The 25964-nt window shown below is 72.9% G+C and carries 21 protein-coding genes; 6 read left to right on the plus strand and 15 right to left on the minus strand.

The window, feature by feature from the left end; translation table 11 throughout:
• Positions 1-79: 79 nt before the first annotated feature.
• The gene (locus ACFQ8C_RS17015) at positions 80-880 is read right to left on the minus strand and encodes a DeoR/GlpR family DNA-binding transcription regulator (protein ID WP_383457710.1); all 801 of its coding nucleotides are present in this window, start codon (positions 878-880) and stop codon (positions 80-82) included.
• A gap of 245 nt (positions 881-1125) precedes the next feature.
• On the opposite strand from ACFQ8C_RS17015, the gene ACFQ8C_RS17020 reads away from it, so the two are divergent.
• The 4 genes from ACFQ8C_RS17020 (at position 1126) to ACFQ8C_RS17035 (ending at position 5098) form a co-directional block, all read left to right on the plus strand.
• Entirely contained in the window at positions 1126-2142 is a 1017-nt protein-coding gene (locus ACFQ8C_RS17020) for an ROK family protein (RefSeq protein WP_383457713.1), read from the plus strand.
• Positions 2139-3080 (plus strand): 1-phosphofructokinase family hexose kinase, encoded by a 942-nt coding sequence (locus ACFQ8C_RS17025; protein WP_383457715.1) that lies wholly within the window; start codon positions 2139-2141, stop codon positions 3078-3080. The genes ACFQ8C_RS17020 and ACFQ8C_RS17025 overlap by 4 nt, the downstream gene beginning before the upstream one ends.
• A 120-nt stretch (positions 3081-3200) precedes the next feature.
• Positions 3201-4151 carry an SIS domain-containing protein gene (locus ACFQ8C_RS17030; RefSeq protein ID WP_383457718.1) on the plus strand — a complete coding sequence of 317 codons (951 nt, stop codon included), beginning with the start codon at positions 3201-3203 and terminating at the stop codon, positions 4149-4151.
• A 110-nt stretch (positions 4152-4261) separates the two neighbouring features.
• Complete coding sequence (locus ACFQ8C_RS17035; protein ID WP_383457720.1) at positions 4262-5098, plus strand: ketose-bisphosphate aldolase; 837 nt, start codon at positions 4262-4264, stop codon at positions 5096-5098.
• A 70-nt stretch (positions 5099-5168) separates the two neighbouring features.
• Here ACFQ8C_RS17035 and ACFQ8C_RS17040 read toward each other — a convergent pair whose 3' ends face one another.
• Both ACFQ8C_RS17040 and ACFQ8C_RS17045 read right to left on the minus strand, forming a co-directional pair.
• The gene (locus tag ACFQ8C_RS17040) at positions 5169-8327 is read right to left on the minus strand and encodes a TIM-barrel domain-containing protein (RefSeq protein ID WP_383457722.1); all 3159 of its coding nucleotides are present in this window, start codon (positions 8325-8327) and stop codon (positions 5169-5171) included.
• 268 nt (positions 8328-8595) lie between these two features.
• The gene (locus ACFQ8C_RS17045) at positions 8596-10395 is read right to left on the minus strand and encodes a S8 family serine peptidase (protein WP_383457725.1); all 1800 of its coding nucleotides are present in this window, start codon (positions 10393-10395) and stop codon (positions 8596-8598) included.
• A 697-nt stretch (positions 10396-11092) separates the two neighbouring features.
• Between ACFQ8C_RS17045 and ACFQ8C_RS17050 the strand changes: the two genes are divergently transcribed.
• On the plus strand, positions 11093-11779 hold the full coding sequence (locus ACFQ8C_RS17050) for a hypothetical protein (RefSeq protein WP_383457728.1): 687 nt from the start codon (positions 11093-11095) through the stop codon (positions 11777-11779).
• Positions 11780-11950: 171 nt separating this feature from the next.
• Here the strand turns inward: ACFQ8C_RS17050 and ACFQ8C_RS17055 are convergent, their stop codons facing one another.
• The 10 genes from ACFQ8C_RS17055 to ACFQ8C_RS17100 all read right to left on the minus strand — a co-directional run bounded on the left by ACFQ8C_RS17055 (position 11951) and on the right by ACFQ8C_RS17100 (position 22547).
• On the minus strand, positions 11951-12247 hold the full coding sequence (locus ACFQ8C_RS17055; protein ID WP_383457730.1) for an SHOCT domain-containing protein: 297 nt from the start codon (positions 12245-12247) through the stop codon (positions 11951-11953).
• A gap of 41 nt (positions 12248-12288) precedes the next feature.
• Entirely contained in the window at positions 12289-12750 is a 462-nt protein-coding gene (locus ACFQ8C_RS17060) for a DUF6325 family protein (RefSeq protein ID WP_383457733.1), read from the minus strand.
• Between the two features lie 206 nt (positions 12751-12956).
• A complete protein-coding gene (locus tag ACFQ8C_RS17065; RefSeq protein WP_383457736.1) occupies positions 12957-13889 on the minus strand; it encodes an ROK family protein in 933 nt (310 codons plus the stop codon).
• A 122-nt stretch (positions 13890-14011) separates the two neighbouring features.
• Positions 14012-14866: a heparin lyase I family protein gene (locus ACFQ8C_RS17070; RefSeq protein WP_383457817.1), complete on the minus strand. Its 855-nt coding sequence runs from the start codon at positions 14864-14866 to the stop codon at positions 14012-14014.
• Between the two features lie 5 nt (positions 14867-14871).
• Entirely contained in the window at positions 14872-16893 is a 2022-nt protein-coding gene (locus ACFQ8C_RS17075; RefSeq protein WP_383457738.1) for a PQQ-binding-like beta-propeller repeat protein, read from the minus strand.
• Between the two features lie 130 nt (positions 16894-17023).
• Positions 17024-18043: a hydroxyacid dehydrogenase gene (locus ACFQ8C_RS17080; protein WP_383457740.1), complete on the minus strand. Its 1020-nt coding sequence runs from the start codon at positions 18041-18043 to the stop codon at positions 17024-17026.
• A 24-nt stretch (positions 18044-18067) separates the two neighbouring features.
• On the minus strand, positions 18068-18922 hold the full coding sequence (locus tag ACFQ8C_RS17085) for a carbohydrate ABC transporter permease (RefSeq protein WP_383457743.1): 855 nt from the start codon (positions 18920-18922) through the stop codon (positions 18068-18070).
• Positions 18923-19014: 92 nt separating this feature from the next.
• Positions 19015-19911: a carbohydrate ABC transporter permease gene (locus ACFQ8C_RS17090; RefSeq protein WP_383457745.1), complete on the minus strand. Its 897-nt coding sequence runs from the start codon at positions 19909-19911 to the stop codon at positions 19015-19017.
• Positions 19912-20015: 104 nt separating this feature from the next.
• Positions 20016-21320 carry an ABC transporter substrate-binding protein gene (locus tag ACFQ8C_RS17095; protein ID WP_383457747.1) on the minus strand — a complete coding sequence of 435 codons (1305 nt, stop codon included), beginning with the start codon at positions 21318-21320 and terminating at the stop codon, positions 20016-20018.
• 135 nt (positions 21321-21455) lie between these two features.
• Complete coding sequence (locus tag ACFQ8C_RS17100; protein WP_383457750.1) at positions 21456-22547, minus strand: substrate-binding domain-containing protein; 1092 nt, start codon at positions 22545-22547, stop codon at positions 21456-21458.
• Positions 22548-22898: 351 nt separating this feature from the next.
• On the opposite strand from ACFQ8C_RS17100, the gene ACFQ8C_RS17105 reads away from it, so the two are divergent.
• Positions 22899-24152 carry a cytochrome P450 gene (locus tag ACFQ8C_RS17105; RefSeq protein ID WP_383457753.1) on the plus strand — a complete coding sequence of 418 codons (1254 nt, stop codon included), beginning with the start codon at positions 22899-22901 and terminating at the stop codon, positions 24150-24152.
• Between the two features lie 64 nt (positions 24153-24216).
• On the opposite strand, the gene ACFQ8C_RS17110 is transcribed toward ACFQ8C_RS17105, so the two are convergent.
• Positions 24217-25332 carry a glutamate--cysteine ligase gene (locus ACFQ8C_RS17110; protein WP_383457756.1) on the minus strand — a complete coding sequence of 372 codons (1116 nt, stop codon included), beginning with the start codon at positions 25330-25332 and terminating at the stop codon, positions 24217-24219.
• A 136-nt stretch (positions 25333-25468) separates the two neighbouring features.
• Positions 25469-25741, minus strand: coding sequence for a GlsB/YeaQ/YmgE family stress response membrane protein (locus ACFQ8C_RS17115; protein WP_383457757.1), 273 nt, complete (start codon positions 25739-25741; stop codon positions 25469-25471).
• Between the last annotated feature and the right edge of the window lie 223 nt (positions 25742-25964).

Raw genomic sequence — 25964 nt, forward strand, 5'->3', positions numbered from 1 at the left:
GCCTCCGTCGGTGACGGAGGCGGGGCGCTTCGGAGGACCCCGAGCGGCCGGCCGGGGGAAGGGCCGCGGGGCGGAAGGATCAGACGGTGACGACCTCGATCCCCGCCTCGGCGAAGCGCGCGGCCATGTCGGGGGCCAGGCCCGCGTCGGTGACCAGCACGTCGACGCGGTCGAGGCCGCAGATGCGCGCGAACGCCCGCTGCCCCACCTTGGTCGAGTCCGTCGCGAGGACGACCTTCCGGGCCCGCTCGGCGAAGAGCCGGCTGATGCCGGCCTCGTCCTCGTGCCGGGTCATCACCCCCAGCTGGGGGTCCACGCCGTCCACGCCGAGAACCGCGATGTCGAGCACCACCTGGTTCAACACGCCTTCGGTGAGCGGCCCCACCAGCTCGTACGTCTGCGGACGGGCCACACCGCCGGTGACCACGATCTTGAACTGCGGACGCACGGCCAGCTCGCCGGCGATGTTGAGGGCATTGGTCACCACCGTGAACTGCGGCGCGGCGGGGCCTTCGTTCCGCTCGCCCGCACCGCTGCCGGCGCGGAGCGCCAGGGCCCGGGCCACCTCCGTCGTGGTGGTGCCGCCGTTGAGCCCGACGACGTCCCCCTCCCCCAGGAGCTCGACCACGGCCTTCGCGATCCGCTGCTTCTCGGACGTGCGCCGCGAGGACTTGTAGCGCAGCGGCAGTTCGTACGAGACGCCGTGCGCCATCGCCCCGCCGCGCGTGCGGACGAGGAGCTTCTGCTCGGCCAGCTCGTCGAGGTCCCGCCGGATGGTCGCGGGCGACACGGCGACCGCGGCGGCCGCCTCCTCCACGTCCAGCTTGCCGTCGACCGCGAGCAGCTCCAGCAGCTTGCTCCATCGCTCCTGCTTGGACATGCGGCACATCCTTCTGGGTCCCCGGACTCGTTCGCTCCCTCATGGGATGCGCGAAAGCGATCGTAGCCCCGCAGCCTTCACGCACGGCGCGTACGGGGCGATCTCCGCACGCCAGCAGCGTCCGCGCACGCCGACCCCTGGACTCCACGACCACCCCAGCGGATACTTCGCTCAGTCTGACTGCATCTATACGCTCAATATAGGCAACAAACATGCAGAATCATGCACAAGGACGGTCTGGTCACATGACGCGAAGCCCTTATCCCCCTCCCCCGGCGCCCACCGCGGGCTCCCGTTCCCGCGGGCCGGACGACCGGGGCTGCGTCCTCGGTCTCGACGTGGGCGGCACCGGCATGAAGGGGGCCGTCTTCGACTCCGCGATGAACCCCCTCGGCTCGTTTCACCGCCCGACACCGCGCGCGGAGGGACCCGGCGCCGTCGTCGCCGCCCTCACCGACGCGCTGGCGGCGCTCGCCCGGACGGCCGCCGAACACGGGCGGCAGATACGTCACGCCGGGGTCGTGGTGCCCGGGATCGTCGACGAGGACCTGCAGAAGGCCGTGTGGTCCGCCAACATCGGGTGGCGCGACCTGCCCCTGGCGTCACTCCTGCGGGACCGGACCGGCCTGCCCGTCACGCTGGGGCACGACGTACGCGCGGGCGGCCTGGCCGAAGCGGCCCTCGGGGCCGCCCGAGGAGCCCGCGACACCCTCTTCGTGGCCATCGGCACCGGCATCGCGGCGGCCGTCGTCAGCGACGGCCGGTCCGTCCGCGCCGGAGGGTACGCCGGCGAGCTCGGGCACGTCGTCGTCGAAGCCGACGGCGACCCGTGCGCGTGCGGCGGCACCGGCTGCCTCGAAACGGTGGCCTCCGCCTCCGCCGTCGCAGCCGCCTACGCGGCACGCACCGGACGGGCCGTCTCGGGCGCGGCCGACGTCGCGGCCCTGACCGAGCGGGGCGACCCGGCGGCCCGCGCGGTCTGGAATCGGGCGGCCGACGCGCTGGCGACCGCGCTGGCGACCGCCGTCACGCTGTTCGCACCCCAGACGGTGGTGATCGGAGGCGGCCTCGCCGAGGCGGGCCGGCTGCTGCTCGACCCGGTGGAAACCGGGCTCGGCGCACGACTGACCTTCCAGCGCCGCCCCGCCCTCCTCCGGGCCGAACTCGGGGACAGGGCGGGATGCCTCGGCGCCGGACTCGTCGCCTGGCAGGAAGCCCGGCGCGCCCCCTCCACCGCGCCGACGGGAGCCCCCGCCTCATGATCCTCACCGTCACGCTCAACGCCGCCCTGGACGTCACGTGGCACGTCGACCGCCTCACCCCCCGCTCCTCCCATCGCGTCGACGCCGCCCACGAGCGAGCGGGCGGCAAGGGCGTCAACGTGGCCCGGGTCCTCGCCTCCCTCGGGCACACGCCGATCGCCACCGGCCTCACCGGCGGGCCCACCGGACGTCTGATCCGCGAGGGGCTCCACGCCGCGGGCATCCGGGACGAGTTCACCGACGTGGCCGGGGACTCGCGGCGCACCCTCGCGGTCGTCTCCCGCGACGACGGTGACGCCACGGTCTTCAACGGCCGGGGTCCGCGGATCGCGGAAGCCGAGTGGGAGGCCTTCCGCCGGCACTACGCGACCCTTCTCCCCGAGGCGCGCGTGGTCGTGCTGAGCGGCAGCGTCCCCCCGGGACTGCCGGGGAACGCGTACGCACAGCTGATCCACGCGGCGGCGAAGGCCGGGGCGGCCACCGTGCTCGACACCAGTGGTCCGGCGTTGACGGCCGCCCTGAAGGCGGGGCCCGACGTCGTCAAACCGAACGCGGACGAGATCACCGCGGCCACCGGCCGACACGACCTCCGGGCCGCGGCCGCCGCGCTGCGCGCCCGGGGCGCCCGCGCGGTCGTCGCGTCCGCGGGCCCCGAAGGCCTGTACGCGCTCACGCCGGAAGGCGGCTGGCGCGCGAAGCCCCCCGAGCGGCTCTCCGGCAACCCGACGGGGGCGGGCGACGCCTGCGTCGCCGCCCTGGCGGCGGGCCTGGCGGCCGGCTCTTCGTGGACCCGCATGCTGCGGGAGGCGGTGGCCCTGTCGGCGGCCGCGGTTCCCTGCCCGGCGGCCGGGGACGTCGACGCGGGGGTGTACGAGCGGTTCCGGCGCGAGGTGCCCGTCGAGGCCCTGCCCGCGATCTCGGATCAGCAGATCACCTGATGCTCATTAATGCTCGAAGTGCGCGCTGTACACGCAAGTATTGACACTCAACATGCATGTAGCACACCATGGGCGGACAGCGCTCTCGTCATCCCGTAGGCCCAGGAAGAAGGAACCCGCGTGACCACCTTCGAAACCTCCCGCACGTCGATCGAGATCGACTCCCAGCCGGCGGTCTGGCAGCGCACCGTCGACTCCGTCGGCGAGTTCGCCCCGGCACTGCCCCGGCGCGGTGAGCGCGTCGCCGTGGTGGGCTGCGGCACGTCCTGGTTCATGGCGCACGCGTACGCGCAGCTGCGCGAGGCCGCGGGCCACGGCGAGACCGACGCCTTCGCCGCCTCCGAGTTCCCGCACGGGCGCCAGTACGACCGGGTCCTCGCCATCAGCCGGTCCGGCACGACCACGGAGGTCCTCGACCTGCTCGGCCGGGTGCGGGGGGCCGTGCCCACGAGCGCGATCACGGCGGACCCGGACACTCCCGTCATGACCGCCGCCGACGCGGTGGTGGTGCTCGACTTCGCCGACGAGGAGTCCGTGGTCCAGACGAGGTTCGCCACCACGGTGCTGGTCCTGCTCCGCGCCCACCTGGAGGCGGAGGGCGCCCTGCCCCCGGGCGTCCGTCCGGTCGCCCAGGCGGTTCGGGACGCCCGACGGGCATGTGAGCTGCCCCTCGGCCCCGACGTGACCGGGGCCGAGCAGTTCACGTTCCTCGGCACCGGCTGGACCTACGGCCTCGCCCAGGAAGCCGCCCTGAAGATGCGGGAGGCGGCCGGCGCGTGGACCGAGGCGTACCCGGCCATGGAGTACCGCCACGGCCCCATCAGCATCACCCGCCCCGGCCGCGTCGCCTGGCTCTTCGGCGCCGCGCCGCGGGGACTCGCCGACGACATCGCCCGGGTCGGCGGGCACTTCGTCTCCGCCTCCGGGGACACGGCCGACGGTCTCGACCCCCTCGCCGACCTGGTGATCGCCCAGCGGCTGGCCGTCCACCTCGCCCTGGCGAGCGGTCAGAACCCGGACACCCCCCGGAACCTGACGCGCTCCGTCATCCTCCAGGACGCCTCCGCGTAGACGCGGCACGTTCCCCCGAAGCCGGCGGGCGGCCGAGCGTTCCGCTCCGGCCCCCGCCGCGGCCTTGGCCGTCCGCGGACGGCGCCCCCACCGCTCTGTGGAGAACCCTCATGCCCCTCACCCCCACCGATGACATCATCGGTCCCGCGTCCGCCGGCAACCGCGGCGTCGGCGCCTTCAACGTCGTCCAGATCGAGCACGCCGAAGCCATCGTCGCGGGAGCCGAACGAGCCGGGCTCCCCGTCATCCTGCAGATCAGCGAGAACACCGCCCGCTACCACGGCGCCCTCGCCCCGATCGCGGCCGCGTCGCTGGCCCTCGCCCGTGCCGCCGCCGTGCCCGTCGCCGTCCACCTGGACCACGCCGAGACGGCGGAGCTCGTCCACGAGGCCGTCGCGCTCGGCTTCACCTCGGTGATGTTCGACGCGTCCAGGCTCCCGTACGGGGCCAACGTGGCCGCCACCCGCATGATCACCGACTACTGCCACCGGGCCGACGTCTGGGTCGAGGCCGAACTCGGCGAGGTCGGCGGCAAGGACGGCGCGCATGCCCCCGGCGTCCGCACGGATCCCGAGGAGGCCCGCGCCTTCGCCGCCGCGACCGCCGTCGACGCGCTGGCCGTCGCCGTGGGCAGCTCGCACGCCATGCTCACCCGCGACGCCGTCCTCGACCTGGACCTCGTCACCCGCCTGCGGGACGCCCTCGACATACCCCTGGTCCTGCACGGCTCCTCCGGTGTCGGCGACGAGGACCTCGCGAAGGCCGTCGCCGCCGGCATGACGAAGGTGAACATCTCCACCCACCTCAACCGGCTCTTCACCCGGACGATCCGGGAACGGCTGGCAGAGGCCCCGGCCGTCGCCGACCCCCGCACGTACCTGGGACCGGCCCGCGAGGTGGTGGCCACCGAGGTCGAGCGACTCCTCGGCGTGCTCGCCGGACGCTGACGAGGAGACCGGACGGAAGGGCCCGGCCGCTCAGGCGGCCGGGCCCTCTCCCGTGTCGGTCGGTCGTACGTCAGGCGGAGAAGGACCATCGCTGCGCGGTGCCGCCGTCACAGGTCGCCAGGGTCAGCCGGGTGCCGTTGGCGGTGGCCGAGCCGACCGGGACGAGGCACTTGCCGCCGCTGCGGATCGTGCTCTCGGCGCCGAGGGACCACCGCTGCGCGGTGCCGCCGTCGCAGCTCTGGACCGTGACGTTCGCGGTCGACCCGTCCAGGCAGACCCCGTTCAGTCCGGTCAGCCGACCGTCGGACCGGAAGCTCCACCTCTGGTTGCCGCCACCGTGACAGCTGTAGAGGGTGGGGAGGGTACCGGGCGCGGTGCTGCTCCCCGGAAGGTCGACGCAGCTGTTCGAGGCGGCGTTGACCACGGCCGTACCGGTCGGCAGCGGCGCCGCGGTCCCGGTGGCCGACAGCTCGCCCACGCTCGTCCACGGCCCTCGGTCACCTGCCTCGCTGAGGGCCTTCAGCTTCAGGTAGCGCCCCGTCTTCGGAGCCGTTCGCACGGTCGTGCTCCCGGCGGTGTCGGCCAGGCTTCCGGTGGCCACCGGACTTCCCCAGTCGGCCGTGGTCTCGGAGACGTAGACCTCGTAGCGACCGATGCGGCCGTTCACGCCGCCGTCCTGGCGGGGCACGTGGGTGAGGCCGTCCACGATGTACCGGCCGCCGAGGTCGACGCGGAGCTCGTGCGGCAGGGCGGCCGGGCTCCCGGAGGACCAGGCCGTGTGCCACTGGGTGGCGGGGTTGCCGTCGACGGCGTTGCGCGCGGGCTCGGCGGCCTCCTGGCTGTCGGCGGTGGCCGTCCAGTCCGCCCGGGGGATCTGCGGCGAGGCGGGGATCGCGTCGGCGGTCGGCAGGGTCGTACCGGTGGCCTTGACCGTGAAGGCGCCGGACGTGTCGCCGGCCTTGATCCACAGGATGCCGCCGCGGTCGGCCGCGTCGAAGTACCAGCCGGTGGAGGCCCCGTCATAGGCGCTCTTGGACGGGTGCTTCGTCAGCTTCGTCGTGTCGACGGTGACCGCGGACGGGGCCTTGGCGACGTGGACGCTGAAGTCGTAGCCCCGCGAGGCGGGCTTGCCCGTGTAGCTGCCCGTGGCGGCGCCGACGGAGACGGTGACGTCGCCGGCACCGGCGTTCGGGGCGGTGACGTCGACCTTCTGCTTGGCGAAGGCTCCGTTCTGGAAGGCGCGGGTGAGGCCGTCGTCCTCGTACAGGGTGAAGGAGGAGGTTCCGCGCGGGTGGATGTCGTAGGTGAGGGTCGAGACGGCCTTCTCGCCGGTGTGGTTCATCTGCGGCCACATCGGGACGATGCCGCCGCCCCTGACGAACAGGGGCAGGGTGTCGAGCGGGGCGTCGTACCCGTTGATCCAGCCCGGACCCTGGTGGGTCCTGCCGGTCCAGTAGTCGGTCCACGTGCCGGCCGGAAGGTAGATGCCGTCGCGGACGGTGGTGTCGGAGACGACGGGGGCGACGAGGAAGGAGTCGCCCGCCATGAACTGCCCGCTGGTCGCGTTGCCGCGGGCCACCGGGTCGTTCGGGTACTCCAGCACCATGGCGCGGGTGCTGGGGACACCGGTCTCGTGGGCGACGCGGCTCGCGCTGTAGAGGTACGGCATGAGACGCATCTTGAGCTTGAGGTACTTGCGGTTGATCGACAGGTACGGGTCCGGGAAGCGCCAGGGCTGCTTGTCGTGGTAACCGGCCGCGGGGTTGGTGGCGCCCCAGCCGGACATGGTCATGAAGGCCGGGGTGAACGCCTTCCACTGGAGGTCGCGGACGTACGTCCTGGGACTGCCGTCGAAGATGCCGTCGACGTCTCCGGCGGCGTAGTTCAGACCGGAGAGCCCGGCGCCGGCTATGGCAGGGACATGCCAACGCATGTCGTCCCAGGTGCCGTGGGTGTCACCGGTCCACACCACCGCGTTGCGCTGCGTACCGGCCCAGCCGTCGACCGTCCACACGAACCGGCGGGCGTCGGAGTTCTTCTCGATGCCCTCGACCGCCTGCTTGACGCCGTCGTAGGCGTACTTGTACCCGGAGCCGATCCAGGCCACGTCGGTCTTCACCGCGCGGCTGCCGGCCGCACCGACCTCCTCGTCGATGTCGGCCAGCCCCGTCGACGTCCACAGGCCGGTCCGGAAGCCCTTCGCCTTGAGGCCGTCGACGGTCTCCTTCAGATCCGCGTGGCCGCAGCCGTAGCCGTCGTTCGGCAGGAACCAGCCGGAGGGCATGTCGGCGGCACGGGCGTCCGCCGCGTAGCCGAGCACGTCCTTGGTGGTCTGGTGACGGGCCCTCGTGTGGTCGCCCCGGTAGTCGGGGTTCGAGGCGTTCCAGCAGTCGGCGTTGCCGAGCTCGAAGCCCCACTGGGGTGCCATGAACGGCTTGCCGGTGACGTCGGTGTAGTCGTCGAGGACGCCCTTGAGGGAGGTGTCGACGAAGTACCAGGCGTCGAAGCGGGCCTCGTCGTGGGTGAACGCGCCCGGCGCGCCGAAGCTGTACGAGCCGGGGGCCCAGGTGTTCCGCATGACGCCGTAGCCGTTGGTCGACATGTAGAACGGCGCCGGACTCGCGTTGGTGTTCTCCCGGTACTTGTTGTCGACGGCGACGGGCACCGTCTTGCCGCGCAGCGCCCACTCCCCGAGGCGCAGCCCCGTGCCGTAGAACTGCTCGTCGGGGCCCTGGGCGAGGTGCTGGGTCGTCTTCCCGCCCGCCCAGCTGGTGGCCGCGGTCTCCCGCCACACCAGGGTGGTGTCGTCGGCGCGGTAGACGGAGAAGGTCAGCGGCGACTTGTTGACGTGGATCGACAGGTCGGGCGTGGTGATGCGGTAGTACGAACCCGCGTCGGTCCAGTCCGCCGTCACCGGCCCGAAGTCGGTGTCGACGGCGAGGTCGTCGCCCGCGGGGTCGTCGCTGAACCGCCCCGCCGGGTCGATCCAGATGCGGAAGACGTCCGAACGGGCCAGCGAGATACGGGCTTTGGCGCCGGACGTGGTCGTGGCCGTGAACGTGCCGCCGGACCGGCCGAAGCCGGTCACGGAACCGGCCGTGTCCGCGGCCGCCGCGGACGCGACGGGTCCGGCGGTGGCGAGTCCGGCTCCGGCGAGGAACATGGCGAGCGCGATCGCCGCGGCTCTCCGGCGGCCGGTCCGCCGCGCGGTGCTCGAACCGTGTCTCATGGGGCTCCCTGAGGGGATCCGGGGCCGGTTGGAGCAGCCGGCCGACGTGAGGGGTTGCGTGAAATGTACGCGACAACCCCTTCGAATGAACAGACCTGCTACAGCAGAGGCGATTTCAAGCAACTTCAAGCATGATCGGCTGGCTCCGCTGTTCGCGTGGCAACCGGTGGGAAGCGCCCGGACGGAGAGACGCCCGGTACGGCGCTGGGCCGTACCGGGCGTCCCGGGAGTCCCGGAAGGGGGTCCCCCGGGGGTCGTGCGGGGTGGGTCAGCCGATCGCGCAGGTCATGTAGTACGGGAGCTTGGTGCAGGTGACCTTGGTGGAGGCGGTGCCCGTGGCGCCCTTGGCGTCGGTGACGGTCAGCGTGGTCTGGTACGTGCCGGAGGCGTTGTACGGGAACTGGTGGCTGACCTCGGCGCCGGTGCCGGTGGTGCCGTCGCCGAAGTTCCAGGCGTACGAGGCGAGGGTGCCGTCCGGGTCGTAGGAACCCTCGGAGTTCAGCGAGCAGTGGCCGTTGACCGTGCAGAAACCGGAGACCTTGGCGGTGGGCTTGTCGTTGTGGTTCGGGGCGAGCAGGCGGAAGGTGGTCTGGTTCCGGCCGGTGCGGCCGGAGGAGTCGGTGACCGTCAGTTTCACGGTGTAGGTGCCGTAGGCGGCGTAGGTGTGGGTCGGCTTGACGCCGGTGCCGGTGGTGCCGTCACCGAAGTCCCAGCCGTAGGAGAGGCCGCTGCCGCCGGTGAGCGCGGCGTCGAAGGAGCAGGCGCGGGTGGCCCGGTCGCAGTCGGGGACGAAGGTGGCCTGGGGCGCTGCGGTGCCGCCGGCCGGGTACGCGGCGGTGTCGGTCACGGCGAGGAGCGGCTCCTTGGCGCCGTCGCCGGAGGTGTCGGTCCAGTGGGCGTTGCCGGTGGCGACGAGGCGGTCGCGGACGGCGAGGACTCCGGCCCGGTTCGTGGGCTTGGCGGAGCCGCGGGTGAGCCAGCCGGCGGCGCCGGCGACGTGCGGGGCGGCCTGGGAGGTGCCGCTGTAGTTGGAGTAGCCGCCGTCCTTGAACGCGGAGCGGATGCAGTCGCCGGGCGCGGCGAGGTCGACGCCGCGGCCGAAGTTGCTGAAGTTGGAGAGCGTGTCGTCCTTGTTGGTGTTCTTCGCGTTGCACCAGGCGAAGTCGCCGAGGGCACCGGGCTTGCCGTCGGCGTCGCTGAGCGAGGAGACGGTGATGGCGTCGGCGACGTTGGCAGGGCTCTGCTCGGCGACGTCCCGGGAGTCGTTGCCCGCCGAGACGACGACCACGATGCCCTTGGCGATGGCCCGGTTCACGGCGTCGTTGACCGCCTGGACGGTGCCGTCGAAGCCGAGGCTGAGGTTGACGACCTCGATCTCGTCGGCGTGCGCGGTCACCCAGTCGATGCCGTTGACGATCTCCTCGGTGCTGCCGCTTCCCTTGCTGTTCAACGACTTGACCGACCAGAGGCGCGCGCCGGGCGCGACGCCGACGTAGCCGATGCCGTTGTCGAGTCCGCCGACGATGCCGGCGACGTTGCTGCCGTGCCCGTTGTCGTCCATGCCCGCGTTCTCCACGCAGGAGGTGACGCCGACGCAGTTCACCCGGCGGACCACGTTGAGGTCCGGGTGGGTGTAGTCGATGCCCGAGTCGATGACGGCGACGTCGACGTCGACGCGCTCGTCTCGCCCGTCGCCGACCTTCAGGCCTGAGTTGGCGGTGGCGCCGATGCGGGCGGTGCCGTTGGGCGTCGCCTGCCCGTGGGCGTGGGCGATCGCGGACTTCTCCACGTACGCGACGTTCGGGTCGTTCCGCAGCGCGACCACGGCCGCCGGCGTCAGCTCGGCGGAGAAGCCGCTGAGCGCCGAGCGGTACACCGACCCGAGCGCGACGCCCGCGGCGGACCGGGCGACGGAGACCGGGTCGGCGGTGGCGCCGTTCTTCAGGACGACGACGTACCGGGCGCCTTCACCGTCCGGCGCCACGCCGCCCTGGGCCGCGGCCGGAACCGTACCCAGCGCCGCGGCGACGGCCAGCGTGAGGCCCGCGGATATCGCGAACCGCTTCATGCTTCCTCCTGGTGGGGGTGGGGACATCGGCCCAGACAGTAGGGCCGGGAAAGCAGGAGCGGTACGCCGGATAACCGACACTGTCGCTGTTCCGACACTCTGGGGAGCCCTGTCGGACAGGGGGTTCGTCGACTTCCCCCGGGCCCTTGGGGCCGGTGTCGGACAGGCTTCGAGCACTCCTTGAGGGGGCTTTCCGCCCTGGGTGCGGAACCAGCGGGATCTGTATGCGAAACGTGGCCGAACACCTCGTGACGTCGGTGCCCGAGGTGCCGCCGCGGCAGAGGACGACCGGTGCCCACCCTCGCGCGGCGCCCAATGACGTCTCGTCAACTTCGTTGTTTGAAAGGGATGTTCTGCGTTCCACTCCGCCCGGGAGGAGTCAGGTGCTCCCCCGCCCCCGACGGCGCGACCTCCACACGGCCCCCCGTGGAGGTCGCCCGAGCCGAAGCCACGTGGACGTCGGCTGAACCGCTCCACCCGTTGCGCTCGGCGGAGGCCCGGAGGGGCCGCGAGCAGTCCGGCGCCGCTCACCCGGGTCGGTCCGGCGTGTCGGCGGCGCCCGCCGCCTCGGGCCGCGCGGATCGAAGCCGTGGCGCACGGGCGCGCCCGGCGAGGTCCGCCGGACGCCCACCGGCCCGCTATATCTTCCGGTTGCAGGACGGCGACCACCGTTCCGCACCCGACGTGAGGTTCTCCAGTGACCGGACGCACCCCCGAACCCGCCGAAAGCCCGAGCCGGGCCGAGCCCGACGGCGAGGCCCGCTGGCCGATGGCCATGGCCGTCGGCACCGCCATGGTGCTGACCGTCCTGCTCCCCGACGACCTCCGTCTGGCGCCTCGCTGGGTGCTCCCGGCCGTCGAGGGGCTGCTGTTGCTCGCGCTCGTCGCCGGCGACCCGGGCCGGATCGACCGGCGGTCGACGGTCCTGCGCGCCCTGTCCATCACCCTGGTGGGCGTCCTCGCGCTCAGCGCCGTCTGGTCCACGGTGCAGCTGGTCGACGACATCCTTCACGACGGCAAGGAGACCAGCTCCGCCACCAGCCTTCTGCAGTCGGGCGGCACGGTCTGGGCCTGTACCGTCCTGGCCTTCTCCCTGCTGTACTTCGAACTCGACAGCGGCGGGCCCGCCGCCCGTGCCCACCACCTCCCCCGCACGCCCGCGCTCGCCTTCCCCCAGCAGCTCAACCCGGAGCTGGCGAGCGCCCACTGGCGGCCGCGCTACGTCGACTACCTCTACCTGGGGCTGACCAACGCCACCGCGTTCAGCCCCACCGACGTGATGCCCCTGGCGCCCTGGGCCAAGATCGCCATGGGCGTCCAGTCCCTCGTCTCACTGCTCGTCCTCGGTCTGGTGGTCGCCCGCGCCGTCAACGTCCTCGCGTGACGAGGCCGTGCGCCCACACCGTCTCGCACAGCGCGTCCGGGGCGCCCGAAGGGCCACTGCGGTGCCGCCCGCGCGGGAAGGCGCGGGCGGCGGGGTGAGGATCGGGCGCCGGGGGATCAGGCTCCGGAGGTCGGGCGCGGAGATTCAGGCTCCGGAGGTCGGGTGCCGAGGTCAGGCGCCGAGGATGCGGCTCTTCTGGGCCTCGAACTCGGCCTCGGAGAGCACTCCTTGTTCCTTGAGCTGGGCGAGCTCCTTCAGCTGGGAGATCTTGGTGTCCATCGACACCTCGGCCGGCGGTTCGGGCGCGGGCGGCGGAGCGGAGTACGCCTGCTGGGGCGCCGGGGCGGCGCGTCCGGATTCCTGCTGCGCCCATCGGCCCGCCTGTCGGCGCGACACGCGGTTGGACACGGCGGTGGCGGTACCGGAGATGACCGCGGTGCGCGCGACACCGCGAAGGAGACCGGGCATGACAGATTCCTTGTCGTGAGGTGGGCGTCGGCCGACGGCCGTCAGGAGCCGGATCCGGTGGTCCCGGCCTCGATGGCCTCCAGACTCGCCAGGAGGTCCTCGGCCGGGATCCTCCCGTTGGCCACCATGCGTGCTCCGCCGCGGCGCAGGGCGGCCGCCAGCGGCACGGCCCACAGGTTCTCGTACACGAGGACGCCCGCGGAGTTGCCGGGTTCGAGGACGGCGGCGGCCTCCTGGAGGTCGTCCTCGCCGAGCAGGCCCGAGGAGGCTCCCTCGAACACGGCCAGGTCGAGTTCCCCGTCACCGTCCAGGTCGGCGATCTTCAGCGCCGTGATCGAACCGTCCTCGTCCTTGCGGACGAAGGACAGGTCGAGGACACGGATGACGCGCCGCTCGACGAGGTCGAGCAACAGGGGCAGCCCTTCTCCGGTCATACGATTTCCCGGGAACTCAAGGATCAGGAAGTCCACGGGTCCCATCTCGGAGAATTCGTCGACGCTCATTCCGACTCCTCGCTGGCGGCTGTCAGCCTTCGACCGTGCGGCAGCGATACCCCTGCCGCACGCGTTGCCCCCTTCCATTCCAGCACCGCGCGACCGCGCACGCACCTTCGTGGCGGCAGGGAGGTGCGCGGCATCCGGCGGCGGCGACTCCGGGCACCCCTCTCGTGTGCGCCCTCGGGAGGACGACGCCGCGCCTCCGGCGGCGGTCAGACGGCCGTCGCCGTGGCCAGCCGATCCCGGGCGAGCAGCCCCGCTCCCAGGAACCCCGCGGCGTCCCCGAGGGCCGCGGGCACGATCGCGGGGTGCCGCTGGTAGGTGAGGCGCTCCGCCACCGCGGCGCGCAGGGGGCCGAGCAGGGTGTCGCCGGCCTCGGCGAGGCCCCCGCCGATGATCAGGGTGCGGGGGTCCAGGACGGTGACCGCGGTGACCAGGCCGTCGGCGAGGGCCGCGACCGCCGTCCGCCACACCCGGGTCGCGGCCTCGTCGCCCGCCTCGACGGCCCGGGCGCAGTCGGCGGCGTCGGCGGCGGGGGTGCCGCTCGCCCCGGCCCAGGCGCGGCCGACCGCGGCGGCGGAGGCCAGCGCCTCCAGGCAGCCGCGGCCGCCGCACGCGCACGCCGGGCCTCCGGGGCGTACGACGATGTGGCCGATCTCGCCGGCGCGGCCGTGGGCGCCGGCCTCGACGCGGTCGCCGATGCCGAGGGCGCCGGCGATGCCGGTGCCGAGGGACACGAAGAGGAACCGGCCGGTCCCGCGGCCGGCTCCCAGGCGGCCCTCGGCGAGGCCGCCGGTGCGGACGTCGTGGCCGAGGGTGACGGGCGTGCCTCCGAGCCGGTGGCTCAGCAGGGCCCGGAGCGGGACGTCGCGCCAGCCGAGGTCGGCGGCGTGGACGGCGACGCCCCGTTCCGTGTCGACGATGCCGGGCACGGCGAGCCCTACGGCCTCCGCCGCCGTGCCGAAGCGCGCCCGCCCGCGGGCGCGCAGGTCCTCGGCGAGGCGGAGGACCGACTCCACGACGGCGTCGGGCCCGCGTTCGCGCCCGGTCGTCCGCCGCTCCTCGTGCAACAGCGCCCCGTCGAGACCGATCAGGGCCGCTTTCATTCCGGTGCCGCCCACGTCGAGGGCGATGACATGCCTCACGGAAACACTTTCGCTGGTGACGTCCGGCGGGTCGGCCCACCGGGTGGTGCCGGCCGCCGCCGCGTGCCGCGGCGGCGCGGGGCGGGAGGCTCCTCGCGGTGGAGGAGTCCCGCCCCGCCGGCTCATGTGCGGGAGAGGTCCAGGACGCGGATGTCGTCGTGATGGACGGTCCTCGTCGGTACGTCTCCCTTCTCGAGCGACTGGCCGGGACGGTAGAGGCCCCACTTGAGGTAGCCGAACTCCGCCGGGTTCACCGGGTGGAAGGTCCTCACGTTCTCGTACGCCTGCCGCAGCGTGAACTGTGATGCGCCGGGCAGCCGGGTGGAGATCCTGTAGTAGCCGGTGTCGTCGTCGGTCCAGCTCACGTCCACGCGGAAGTGCATCCACCGATCGACGTGCGGGCGGAAGTCGTCCACCACGGTGGACTGGAGGTCGAGGGTCGGCGAGCGGAAGGCGATGCCGTTCCGCTTGGTCATGAGGTAGAAGGAGGGGAGGTTTCCGCCGGCGTGCTTCCCCTGGAAGATGATGTCGCCGCTCTCCGAGTCCCCCGGCCGGAAGGGCTTCCAGTCCTTCAGCAGCACGCTGAACTCGTACCGCTGCTCGTCGCCCACGACGAACGTGCCCTCGTGGACGTCGTTCGTGGCGCTCTCGCTGCGGGGGGCTCCGTCGGAGACGTAGGCGGGGTCGCCCAGGGTCACCTTGTGGACGACGGCGTGGTCCGCGCCGGACGGGACGACGTACGACGCGTCGGCGGCCGTCGCGTGGGTCGTGGTCAGGTCCGGGATGCCGGAGGTCGGCGTGCCGTTCCCGTAGTCGATCGTCAGCAGGGTCGCAGGGCCGTCGGCCTCGGCGCACGACGGGCCGGACGCAGTCCGGCTCTCGCCGTTCTGCCCCGCCTGCGCCGCGGTCGGGCCCGCCACGGTGAGCGTCCCCGCGAGCGCCGCGGCCGTGACGGACCGCCTCGTCGACTTCCTCATGGTCGTCACCGCCTGTCCTCGACGCGGACGAGGTTGCGGCCGCGCATCGTGTACAGCCGGCCCTGGTGGTCGGCGTTGACGTGCGGACCGCTGTACCAGCCGCCGTTGATCTCGGGGACGACGGTGTCGACGGCGAAGGTCTTGGGGTCGAAGCGGAAGAGGGTGGTGTCGGAGACGCCGTAGACGACCCCCCGGCTGGTGACCATGGCCGCGAAGCCGGGGCAGACGGCGCGGTGGTCGGCGGTGTGGACCACCCGGCGGATCGTGAGGTCGACGACGAAGAAGCCGCCCTTCCTGGTGAGTCCGTACAGGTGCCGGCCGCGCACCGCCAGCGCGGCGGTTCCCGTGGTCAGGGAGGCGGGGAGGTCCAGGCGCCACAGCTCGCGTCCGGCGACCGGGTCGAAGGCGACGAGGGTGCCGCGCGGCCCCTGGGCGGTGGGGTTGTCGCCGCCGAGGTACGCGACGCCGTCCCGGGTGGCGACGGCGCGCACCAGCTGGGTGCCGTCGACCGGGTTGACGTACGCGGCCTTCTCGCCGGTCCCGGGCGCGTACGTCCACAGCGAGCCGCCGCCCTCGGTGTCCGACTGGACGCCGACCAGCAGGAGTTCGTTGACGGTGTCGTAGCAGACGTCGAGCGGACGGTTCTGTTCGCCGGGGAAGGCCGCGAGCTGGTGCGGCTGCCCGCCCTTCAGGGGGTCGTAGGTCCACATGCCCTGCGAGCTGTACTGACCGGTGTAGAGCACTCCGTTCAGCACCTCGGCGTCCTTCGCCTCGCCGGGTGCGCGGAGGTTGACCACCGTGCCGGTGCGCAGGTCGTGGCGGGCGATGCCGTTGTTGCCGCCGACGTAGGCGTACCGGTGGTCGGCGGCGATGCCCATCGTGGTCTGCGGGGTGACGGGCGCGCCCGCCTCGCCGAGATCGGTGACGACGGCCCGACCGGTGGCCAGGTCGATCTCGCCGACGAAGCCGTATCCCGACACGACGGTCAACGTGCCGCCGACTGCATCGAGGCCCCAGACCTCGCCGAGGTCGCCGTCGAACTCGACGGGGCTGATGGCCTTGGTCGCCATCGAGTAGGAGTGCAGACCGGCGTCGGTGGCGAAGTGGACCGTGTCGCCGTCCGTCGTCAGGTTCTTGACGACCTTGCCGGTGGTGGGCGTCACGCTGTACGAGGAGAGGTCGGCGAGGTCCATCACGGCCAGCTTGGCCGACTCGGTCGATCCCGAGGTGCTGATGACGAGGCGGTCGCCGGCGACGACGAGGTCGCGCAGGCTGGGGTCCCTCTCCATCTCCGGCGGGGTGATGTCGGCGAAGGTGCCCGTGGCCCGGTCGTACGCGTACAGCGAGGCCTTGCTCGCCCCCTCCCCGCCGGACAGGACGCTGCCGGCGCCGAAGAAGACGGTCGTGTCCGTGGCGGCGACGGCCCTGGCCAGGGTGGCCTTCGGGTCGGGTATGCCGAGCTTGGTCACCGTGCCGGTGCCGGGGTCGTACGTCCACAGCGCGGGTGCCTTGCCGGGGATCCCGCCCACCGCGTAGACGGTGCCGTCCGGGGCGACGGCGAGATCGCGGATGTCGCGGTCCTCGGTCCGGCCGACGCCCACGGCGGGCTTCTCCGGGGTGGTCAGGTCCCAGCGGAAGAGGTTGGGCTTGCCCTCGTCGCCCTTGGTCAGGATGCCGGCGTACAGGAACCTGCCGGTGGAGTCGGCGGCGAGCGCCTGGATCGAGTGGCCCACGCCGAGGACGGTCTGCGCCACCACCTTGCGGGTGGGCAGGTGGAAGCCGATGACCTGGGTCGGTTCGAGGTTGCGGGAGCCAATGTAGACGGTGTCGCCGACCTGGAGCGCGCTCATGAGCGCGAACTGCTCGATGCCGGGGCCGAGATCCGTGATGCGGACGCAGGGGGGTCCGTCGGGCGCGGTCCGCGCCTCCGCCCGCGCCGTGAGCAGGGGGGCCGCGGCCGCGGTGACACCGAGGGCACCTCCTGCCATGAGCAGCCGGCGTCTGCCCACTGTTCGGGAGTGCTGCATGGGGGGACTCCTTTGTTCGTCGTGCGGGGACACAGTGCGGGGAGGAGCGGTCGCCGTGGCCGGGAGGGGCACGGCGGGGGGGGGGACGACCGGTTCCCGGAGCGGCGGCGTCCGGGGCCGGCCGGTGCCGTCAGGCCGAGGTCGCGAGGGCGGCGTGGTGCACGGCGTGCGCGAAGGGTTCTCCGGAGCAGTAGCGCTCGATCTCGTCGAGGACGCTGCCGGTGATCCGGTGGAGTTCGCCGCCGAGCGAGCCGGCGATGTGGGGGGTGAGGAGGACGTTGGGCAGGGAGTAGAGCGGCGAGGTGGGGGGGAGCACCTCCGGTTCGGTGACGTCGATGACCGCGTGGATGCGGCCGCTGGTGGCTTCGGCGGTGAGGGCGTCGGTGTCGACGAGCGAGCCACGGGCCGTGTTGATCAGCGTGGCGCCGTCGCGCATCAGCGCGAGCCGGCGCGCGTCCAGCAGGTGACGGGTCTCGGGCAGCGCGGGCGCGTGCAGGGAGACGACGTCCGAGGCGCTGACCAGTTCGTCCAGTTCCACGCGCCGGACGCCCATGGACGCCGCCCGCAGCGTGCTGACGTGCGGGTCGGCGAGGAGGATGTCGAGGTCGTACGGCCGCAGCAGTTCGATCACCTTGCGGCCGACGAGCGACGCTCCGACCAGCCCCACGGTCCGGCGGTAGTTGCCGAAGCCGGGGAAGTGCCGGGACCAGTCGAGGGGGGAGCGGTGCTCGCGGTAGAGGCCGCCGATCTCCAGGACCCGCTTGTTGGCGAAGAGGACCGCGGCGACCGTGTACTCGGCGACGGGGACGGCGTTGGCCGCGGCGGCCGAGGAGACCACGAGACCGCGGTCCCAGCAGGCCTGCGTGACATGGTGCTTGACGCTGCCCGCCGCGTGCACGATCGCCTTCAGCGCCGGTGCCCGTGCCAGGACCTCCTCGTCGAGGACGGGGCAGCCCCAGGAGGTGATCAGGACCTCCGTCTCCCCCAGGGCGGGTTCCGCGGCGAGGCTCTCGGCGACGTGGTCCGGGTCGATGTCGACGTACGCCGTCAGACGCGCGGTCTCGGCGGGGGCGAACAGCGCGTCCCGGTGGCGGCGGCCCATGGCGAACAGGGCGCGGGGGCGGGTGGTCGGGGTCGGGGTCGGGCGCATGGGTGGATTCCTCACGGTGGCGGCCTACTTGACGGCGCCGGCGGTCATGCCGGACTTCCAGAACCGCTGCAGCATCAGGAAGACGGCGATCAGCGGGGCCACGGCCACCAGCGAGCCGACGACGGCGAGCAGGTAGTCCTCGGGGTGGCCCTGCGTGAGCGCGGACGAGTACCAGACGTACAGGCCCAGGTTGACCGGGTAGAGGTCCTGGTCGGAGAGCATCACCAGGGGGAGGAAGAAGCTGTTCCAGATCTGGGTGAACTGGAAGAGGAAGAGGGTGACGAAACCGGGCGCGATCATCGGGAAGGCGATGCGGCAGAAGATCCGGAACTCTCCGGCCCCGTCCATCCGCGCCGCCTCCAGCACCTCGTCCGGCACGTAGGAGGCGCTGAAGACGCGGGCCAGGTACACGCCGAACGGGAAGACCAGTCCCGGGACGAAGACGCCCCAGAAGGTGTTCACCAGACCGACCTTGGCGGCGAGCAGGTAGAGCGGGATCGCCATCGCCGTACCCGGCACCATCACGCCGAGCAGCACGAGCGAGAAGAGCCGCTCCTTGCCCGGGAACGAGAGCTTGTCGAACGCGTAGCCGGCGGCGACGCCGAACACCGCGGCCAGGAGCGCGCCCACACCGGCGTACAGCACCGTGTTGACGAGCCACCGGACGTACACTCCGCCGTCCGCGGCGAAGAGGTGGCCCAGGTTGCCGGCGAGGTGGTTCTCGTCGCCGAGCGCGAAACCGCTGGTGCCGAAGAGGTCCTCGCGGCTCTTGGTGGAGGACAGCAGCAGCCAGGTCAGCGGAAGCAGGGTGTAGAGGGTGGCGAGGCCCAGCATCGCGGTGACCCCGGCCTTGGACAGCAGGACGGACGGTGGCTTCACGGGTCCCCTGGGTCTGCGGGATGCCGGCCGGCGGCCGGACGGCGACGGCGTCACCGGTGCGGGAGTCGGGGCGTCGAGGGTGGGGGTCCTGGTCACGAGGTGCTCCCCCGGCGTGAGACGCGGGTGACGACGAACGACAGCACGGCGGCGAACAGGGCGATCAGCAGGGAGGCCGCCGCCGCCAGGCCGAAGTCGTTGTTCTGGAAGGCGGCCGTCTGGACGTACATGTTGGGGGTCCAGCTGCTGCCGATCGCGCTGGAGGCGTTGTAGATGACCTTCGGCTCGGTGAACAGCTGGATCGAGCCGATGACGGTGAAGAGGACCGCGAGGGCCACCGCCGGGTAGATCATCGGGACCTTGACGGAGAGCGCCGTCCGTACGGCGCCCGCGCCGTCGACCTTCGCCGCGTCCAGGGTCTCGCGGGGCACGGCCTGCAGGGCGGCGTAGAAGATGACCATGTTGTAGCCGGTCCATTCCCAGACGGCGATGTTGGCCGCGGAGAACACCGCGTTGTCGACCGACAGGAAGTCGACGTCGAAGCCGCCGGATTCCAGCAGGTCGATCACCGGGCTGAGGCCGGGGGTGTAGAGGTACACCCAGATCAGCGCGGCGATCAGCCCCGGTACGGCGTGCGGCAGGAACAGCGCCAGCTGGAAGAAGGACCGGGCCTTGGCCAGCCCCGAGTCGAGGAGCAGGGCCAGGACCAGCGCGCCGCCGATCATGACGGGGATGTAGACCGCGCAGTACGCGGCGATGACGAGGAACCCGTCGCGGAACGCCTCGTCGGACAGGGCGCGGGCGTAGTTGCCCAGCCCGGAGAAGACGCTCTCGGTGCCGCCGAACCCAAGGCCGGAGGTGCGGGTGGTGAACAGGCTCAGCCAGGCCGCGTACAGCAGCGGGGCGAGGGTGACGGCCGCGAACAGGCCGAAGAACGGTGTGAGGAGCAGCGCGGCGGTCCGGCGCTGGCCTCGGGCGGATGGGCTTGCCATACCGGCCTTCCTTGGGTGGGGCGGGTGGGGCGGGTGGCGCGAGTGGGAGTGGTGGCGCGGGTGGGGGTGGTGGCGCGGGTGCGGCTGGTGGAGAGCGGGAAGTGCTACGGGGCCGTGACCCGCAGGCCGCGCTGCTCCATCTGGGTGACCGTGACCCGCTCGGCGGCGGAGAGGGCGTCGGGCAGGTCCACCGATCCGTCCGCGACCTTCGGGAGCCGGTCCACGAGCGCGGTGTTGGTGGCACCCATGACCGGGCCCCACGTCCAGCCGGGCGGGATGGCGTCGTAGGACCGCGCCATCAGGGCGTAGACGTCCTGGCCGCCGTAGTAGTCCGTCCTGAAGGCGGCCTTCGTGACGGGCACGAGGTCCGGGTCGGCGGGGAACATGCTGCTGGTGCCGGAGGACACCCATGCCTTCATGCCCTCGGGATCGGTGGTGATCCACTCGATGAACTCGGCGGCGGCGCCGCTGTTGTCGGACCCCTCCGGGATCACGAAGGACGATCCGCCGTACATGCCCGAGGCCGGCTTCCCGTCCCAGGTCGGGACGGGGGCCACGGCCCACTGGCCCTTCTGGTCGGGGACGGTGGCCTGGTGGGCTCCGGCGCACCAGCTGGCGCAGACGTAGGCGACGGTCCGGCCCTTCTGGACGCTCGTCCAGAAGGGGTCCAGCTGGCTCAGCGAGTGGACGAGGTCCTCACGGGCGAGACCGCCCCAGTAGGCGGCGACCTTCTTCGACGGGCCGTCGTCGACGGTGACCTTCCACGCGTCCTCCCCGGTCGAGAACCACCGGCCGCCGGCCTGCCAGGAGAGGGCTTCCAGGAGGCCGGGGTTGTCGGTGTACAGGACGCCGCCGCGGGCGGCGGGGTCGGCCTTCCGCACCTGCCGGGTCATGTTCCGGTACGCGTCCCACGTGGCGGGGACCTCGATCTTGTGCCGGGTGAAGAAGTCCTTGCGGTACATCAGCATCAGGGGGGCCGCGTCCCGCGGGACGCCCCAGGTCCTGCCGCCGAGTTCGACCAGCTGCCGCGTCGCCTCGGGGAACCGCTCCTTCACCACCGGGCCGAGCGTGCCGCTCAGGTCCTCGACCTTGCCCTGGGCGGCGAACTCCGGCAGGTGCGGGTACTCGACCACGGCGACGTCCGGTGCGGTGCCGGCCTTCACGGCGTTGGTGAGCTTGGAGTAGTACTCCTGGCCCGACGGCACCGTCTCGAAGGCCACCTCGATGTCCGGGTGGCTCCGGTTGAAGGCCTCGGCCACCTTGTCGGACCCCTTGACGAAGGACCAGAAGGTGACCTTCCCCTTCTTCTCCGTGGGGGAGGCCGCCTGGTCCGCTCCCCCACAGGCCGTGGCGAGCAGGGCGAGGGCTGCGGCGGAGCCGGCCAGGGCGGCCGTGGTTCTGCGAAGCATGAGGTGCACCGATCGTTCGCGGGGGCGTTGACCGGAATCATTCGTCAGTAAGCAGAGCCCGTCAATGCTTTTCGCTTCATTCGATGGAAAACGAAAGCAAACGATGCGATCCGATGCGGCTCCCCCGGCGCCGCCCTACGTGCGCTCACCGGCCGCGGCCGGGGCGCCGCTGGACTCCCGCACGCGCAGCTCGGGACGGAGCAGCAGCTCGGCCAGGGGCGCGGCGGGATCGGCGAGCCGGCGCCTCATCAGGTCCACCGCCCACGCCCCCACGGCCCGCTTGGGAGGCGCCACGGCCGTGAGCGGCACGTCGCCGAGCTCGGCGACCTCGTCGTCGTACGTCACTATGGCCAGGTCCTCGGGAACACGCAGGCCACGCGCCTGGAGGAACCCGATCAGGGCGACGGCGTCGAGATCGTTGTGGACGAGGGCGGCCCGGACCTCGCCCGCCTCGACCGACCCCGCGAAGTCCTCGAACCATCCGGCGGGAGCCGCGCCGTCGGCCGGGTCGATGGCGTACTCCGGCCCCTCCGGCAGCCGCAGGGCCCGACAGGCCTCCGCGTAACCCTCCCGGATCAAGGGCGTGTTGGGGCTCTCCGCCCGCGCGATCAGCGCGATCCGCCCGTGCCCCAGCCCGGCGAGGTGCCGCACCGCCAGCCCCGCGCCGTGGGCGTGGTCGGACGCCACCTGCTCCAGCCGCCCGCCCTGCCCGCCGGCCCTGCGGTCCACGAGCACGACCGGTACGTCGAGGCCGGCCAGCCACTCCTCGGCCAGGTCGGCGGGGTCCAGCCCGGCCCGCGGCATCAGCAGCAGGCCGTCGGCGCCCGCCGCGATCAGCCGCCGGACCTGCTCGCGGTTGTCGCCCAGCGTCTCGCCGGAGACGGCGAGGACGACACGCACCCCGTGTGCGCGCGCCGCGTCCTGCACGCCGCGGATGACCTCCGGGTAGTAGTAGGCCCCCGGCGGCACGATCAGCCCGAAGACGTCCCCCTGCCCCGCCGCCGGCCGGGCACCGGCGGGCCCGGCCACGTCGGCCGCCTGCGCGGCGCTCGGCGACATGGCCCCTCCGTGCACCCGCACCACCAGGCCCCGGCCCGCCAGGTCCCGGACGTCCTGGCGCACGGTGACGGCGGAGACCCCCATCTCCTCCGCCGCGTCCTTCACCTTGACCGCCCCGCGGCGCTCGATCAGGCGGAGGAGGACCTCACGCCGCTCTTCAGCCAGCACGTCACGTGCCCCCTCTCTCGGCGCAAGCGAAGCCATTTGCTTTCACTTGACAAATGAAAGGTATCAATCAACCTGCGGGGAGCGGGCCGGGACCGCCGGCCGATACGGATCCTGCCGTGAAGGACGGGGCCTCCCGTGAAGGACGGGCCGGAAGGCCGGACGGCGGCGCGGGGGCCGGACGGCGGCTTCGCACGCGGCCGGCGGCGTCCGGCGGTGGTCCGGCGGCGTCCGGCAGCGTCCGGCAGCGGTCCGGCGGCGGACGGCAGCGGGCGCACCGCCACGTGCGGCCCCGCACGGGTGACGTCGGGCCGGCGCGCGCGTGCCTCCCGCCCCACCGGGTACGCGCGCCCCATGCCCCCCACCATGGATTCCGCCGCCCCGTGGCACGACAGCACGCTCGGGCTCCTGGCCCACGGCTACGCGTGGCTGCCCAACCGGATGCGCGCCAGCCCCGACGGCACGGTCAGGACCCGCTTGCTCGGCCGGCCCGCCATCGCCCTGCGCGGGCCGGAGGCGGTCGCCTTCTTCTACGACGAGCGGCACGTCGTACGCGCCTCCGCGCTGCCCGACCCCGTCCTGGACACGCTCTTCGGCCACGGCGCCGTGCACGCCCTCGACGGGGACGCGCACCGGGCGCGCAAGGCGATGTTCCTCGCCCTCCTCAAGGACGGCGCCGGGGTCGCCGCGCTCGGCCGGCACATCGCCCGGCGCTGGCGCGAGGCGATGGCCGATCGCCGCCGGGACCCTCTGGTCCTCTTCGACGAGGCCGCCAGGGTCCTCGCGCTCGCCGTCCGCGACTGGGCGGGCGTGCCGCTCTCCGACGCGGCGGCCGCCGACCTGGCCCACGACTGCACGGCCATGGTCGACGGCTTCGCCGGCCCCGGCCCCCGCCATCTGCGCGCCCGCCGTGCCCGGCACCGCCAGGAGCACGCCCTCGCCGACCTGATCACCGAGGTGCGCCGGGCGCCGGAGCCGGGCGCCGGGGGTTCGGCGCTGGAGACGGTGGCCTGGCACCGCGACCCGGACGGGACCCTTCTGGACCCCCGTACCGCCGCGGTCGAGCTGCTGAACGTCATCCGGCCCACGGTCGCCATCGCCTGGTTCGCCACCTTCGCCGCGCACGCGCTGCACCGGTGGCCCCAGGACCGCGCCCTCCTGCGCGCCGCCCCCGGAGGGTCCTACGCCGAGGCCTTCGCCCACGAGGTGCGGCGCTTCTACCCCTTCGCGCCCTTCGTGGCGGGTGTCGCCGCGCGGGACCTGACCTGGCACGGGAAGGGCGTTCCCCGGGACACCCTGGTCCTGCTCGACCTGTACGGGCAGAACCACGACCCGTCCCTGTGGGAACACCCCTACCGGTTCGACCCGCACCGGTTCGGCAGCGGCGACCGGACGCGGCGGCCGCTGGAGGAGCTCGTCCCGCAGGGCGGCGGGGACCCGGCCCGCGGCCACCGCTGCCCGGGCGAGGACATCACCGTCACCGCGCTCGCGGTCCTCGCGACGGAGCTGGCGCGGCTCGACTACGACGTCCCCGACCAGGACCTCAGCATCCCCCTGTCCCGCATCCCCACCCTCCCCCGCAGCGGTTTCGCCTTCAGCCCGAGGTGACCGCCCTCAGGAGGCCGCCGTCAGGGGACCGCCCTGACGAGGCCGTCGTCAGGGGGGAGCGCCTTCATGGGGTGACCGTCAGCTCCGCGCACCGGGTGACGACGGAGGCGAGACCGTTCCCGTCGGCGTGCAGCCGACGCTGGGTGCGGGCTCCGTTTCCGCGTTCGTGCAGGCGGGCGATGCCCTCCCGGACCCGCTCCTCGTCGCCGAAGTCCTTCAACGCCTCGCGCACGTGCTGGTACAGGACGTCGACGGCGTCCTCGGCGGAGGTCTCCCGCATGGTCCCGGGGTGCAGGAGGGGCCCGTCGAGGCCGGAGCGGCCGGCCCGCCACGAGGCCAGTCGCAGCAGACTGGTGCAGACCCTGTCCGGAGGCCGTCCGTCCTGCCAGTCGCGGGACGCCGTCTCGACCAGTCCGCGGACGAGGGCGGCGAGCAGGACCGGCGTGCAGGCGTCCAGGCAGACGTCGGCGACCCGGACCTCCACGGTGGGGTAGGTCGCCGACAACCGGGCGTCGAAGTAGATCATTCCCTCGTCGCGGAGCACCCCCGTGTCGATCATCTCGCGGACCAGCGTGTGGTAGCGGTCGGCGGAGCCGAAGACGTCGACCGGTCCGGCGGAGGGCCACCGGTTCCACACCCGGCTGCGGTAGCTGGCGTAGCCGGTGTCCGTGCCCTGCCAGAAGGGCGAGTTCGCGCTCATCGCCGTCAGGACGGCCAGCCAGGGCCTGACGCGGTCCAGGACCGCGACGCCCTCCTCGTCCGACGCGACCGACACGTGGACGTGGCACCCGCAGGTCAGCTGTTCCTGCGCGGTCAGCCCGAACTGCTCGCCCAGCCACCGGTAGCGCCGCCCGACGCTCAGCGAGGGCCGGACGGCCAGCGGGGACGTCGCGACCGCGGCCACGACGGCTCCGGCGCTCGCCGCGTGGCGGGCGGCCTCGCCCCGGATGCGGACGATCTCCTCCTGGAGCTCGCCCATCTCCGTGACCGGCTTGGTGGCGAACTCCACCTGCTCCTTCTGGAGTTCCTTCTCGAACTCGTGGTCCTGTCGTCCGTTCGTGTCGGGGCGTTGCCAGGCGGAGCGCTCCGCCGCCGCCAGCATCGCCCCGGAGACCGCGAGCGGGGCACCGCTCTCCGCGTCCACGAGCAGCAGCTCCTCTTCCATGCCTACGCTTCGCACGTCGCCGCCCGCCTGTGGTTCGAATCGTCGTCTTCGTCCCCCACCTCTGCCCCTTTTCCCCGCCTCCACGCCCGCCACTCCGGCGGGCGCCGGGCGGAGGCGGGTCCCTCCGCCCGGCGTCGGCGCGGGCCGGGGGTCAGGCGTGGCGGTGGCGGCCGCCGGTGACGAGGCGGTGGAGGCCGAGGAGGATCATCGAGCCGACGACGGCCGCGATCCAGGTGGAGAGGTCGAAGAAGCCGTCGATGGAGTCGACTCCGAAGACCACCTTGCCGAGCCAGCCGCCGAGCAGACCGCCGGCGATGCCGAGGAGCATGGTGACGATGACGCCGCCCGGGTCGCTGCCCGGCATGAGGGCCTTCGCGATCGCGCCGGCCAGCAGGCCGATGAGGATCCACGCGATGATGCCCATGGTGAGCCTCCGATTCTTCGCCCGATGGGTTCGTGGGTTCCGCCTGCGCCGATCCGGCGCCGTCAAACCCCCCTTTCTTCACGGGGCCGCCGGAACCACCGGGGGGCACCGGTTCCGCGCGGGCCGGAGGCCGCCGTGGACCACCGCGTCACGCCGGTCCTCCGGGCGGTCCGGACCTGGTCCGGACACGGTGCGGACGTGGTCAGGCCGCGGTGCGGACGTG

Origin of the sequence: Streptomyces sp. NPDC056503, from assembly GCF_042794995.1 — a bacterium.
Classification (GTDB): Bacteria; Actinomycetota; Actinomycetes; order Streptomycetales; family Streptomycetaceae; genus Streptomyces.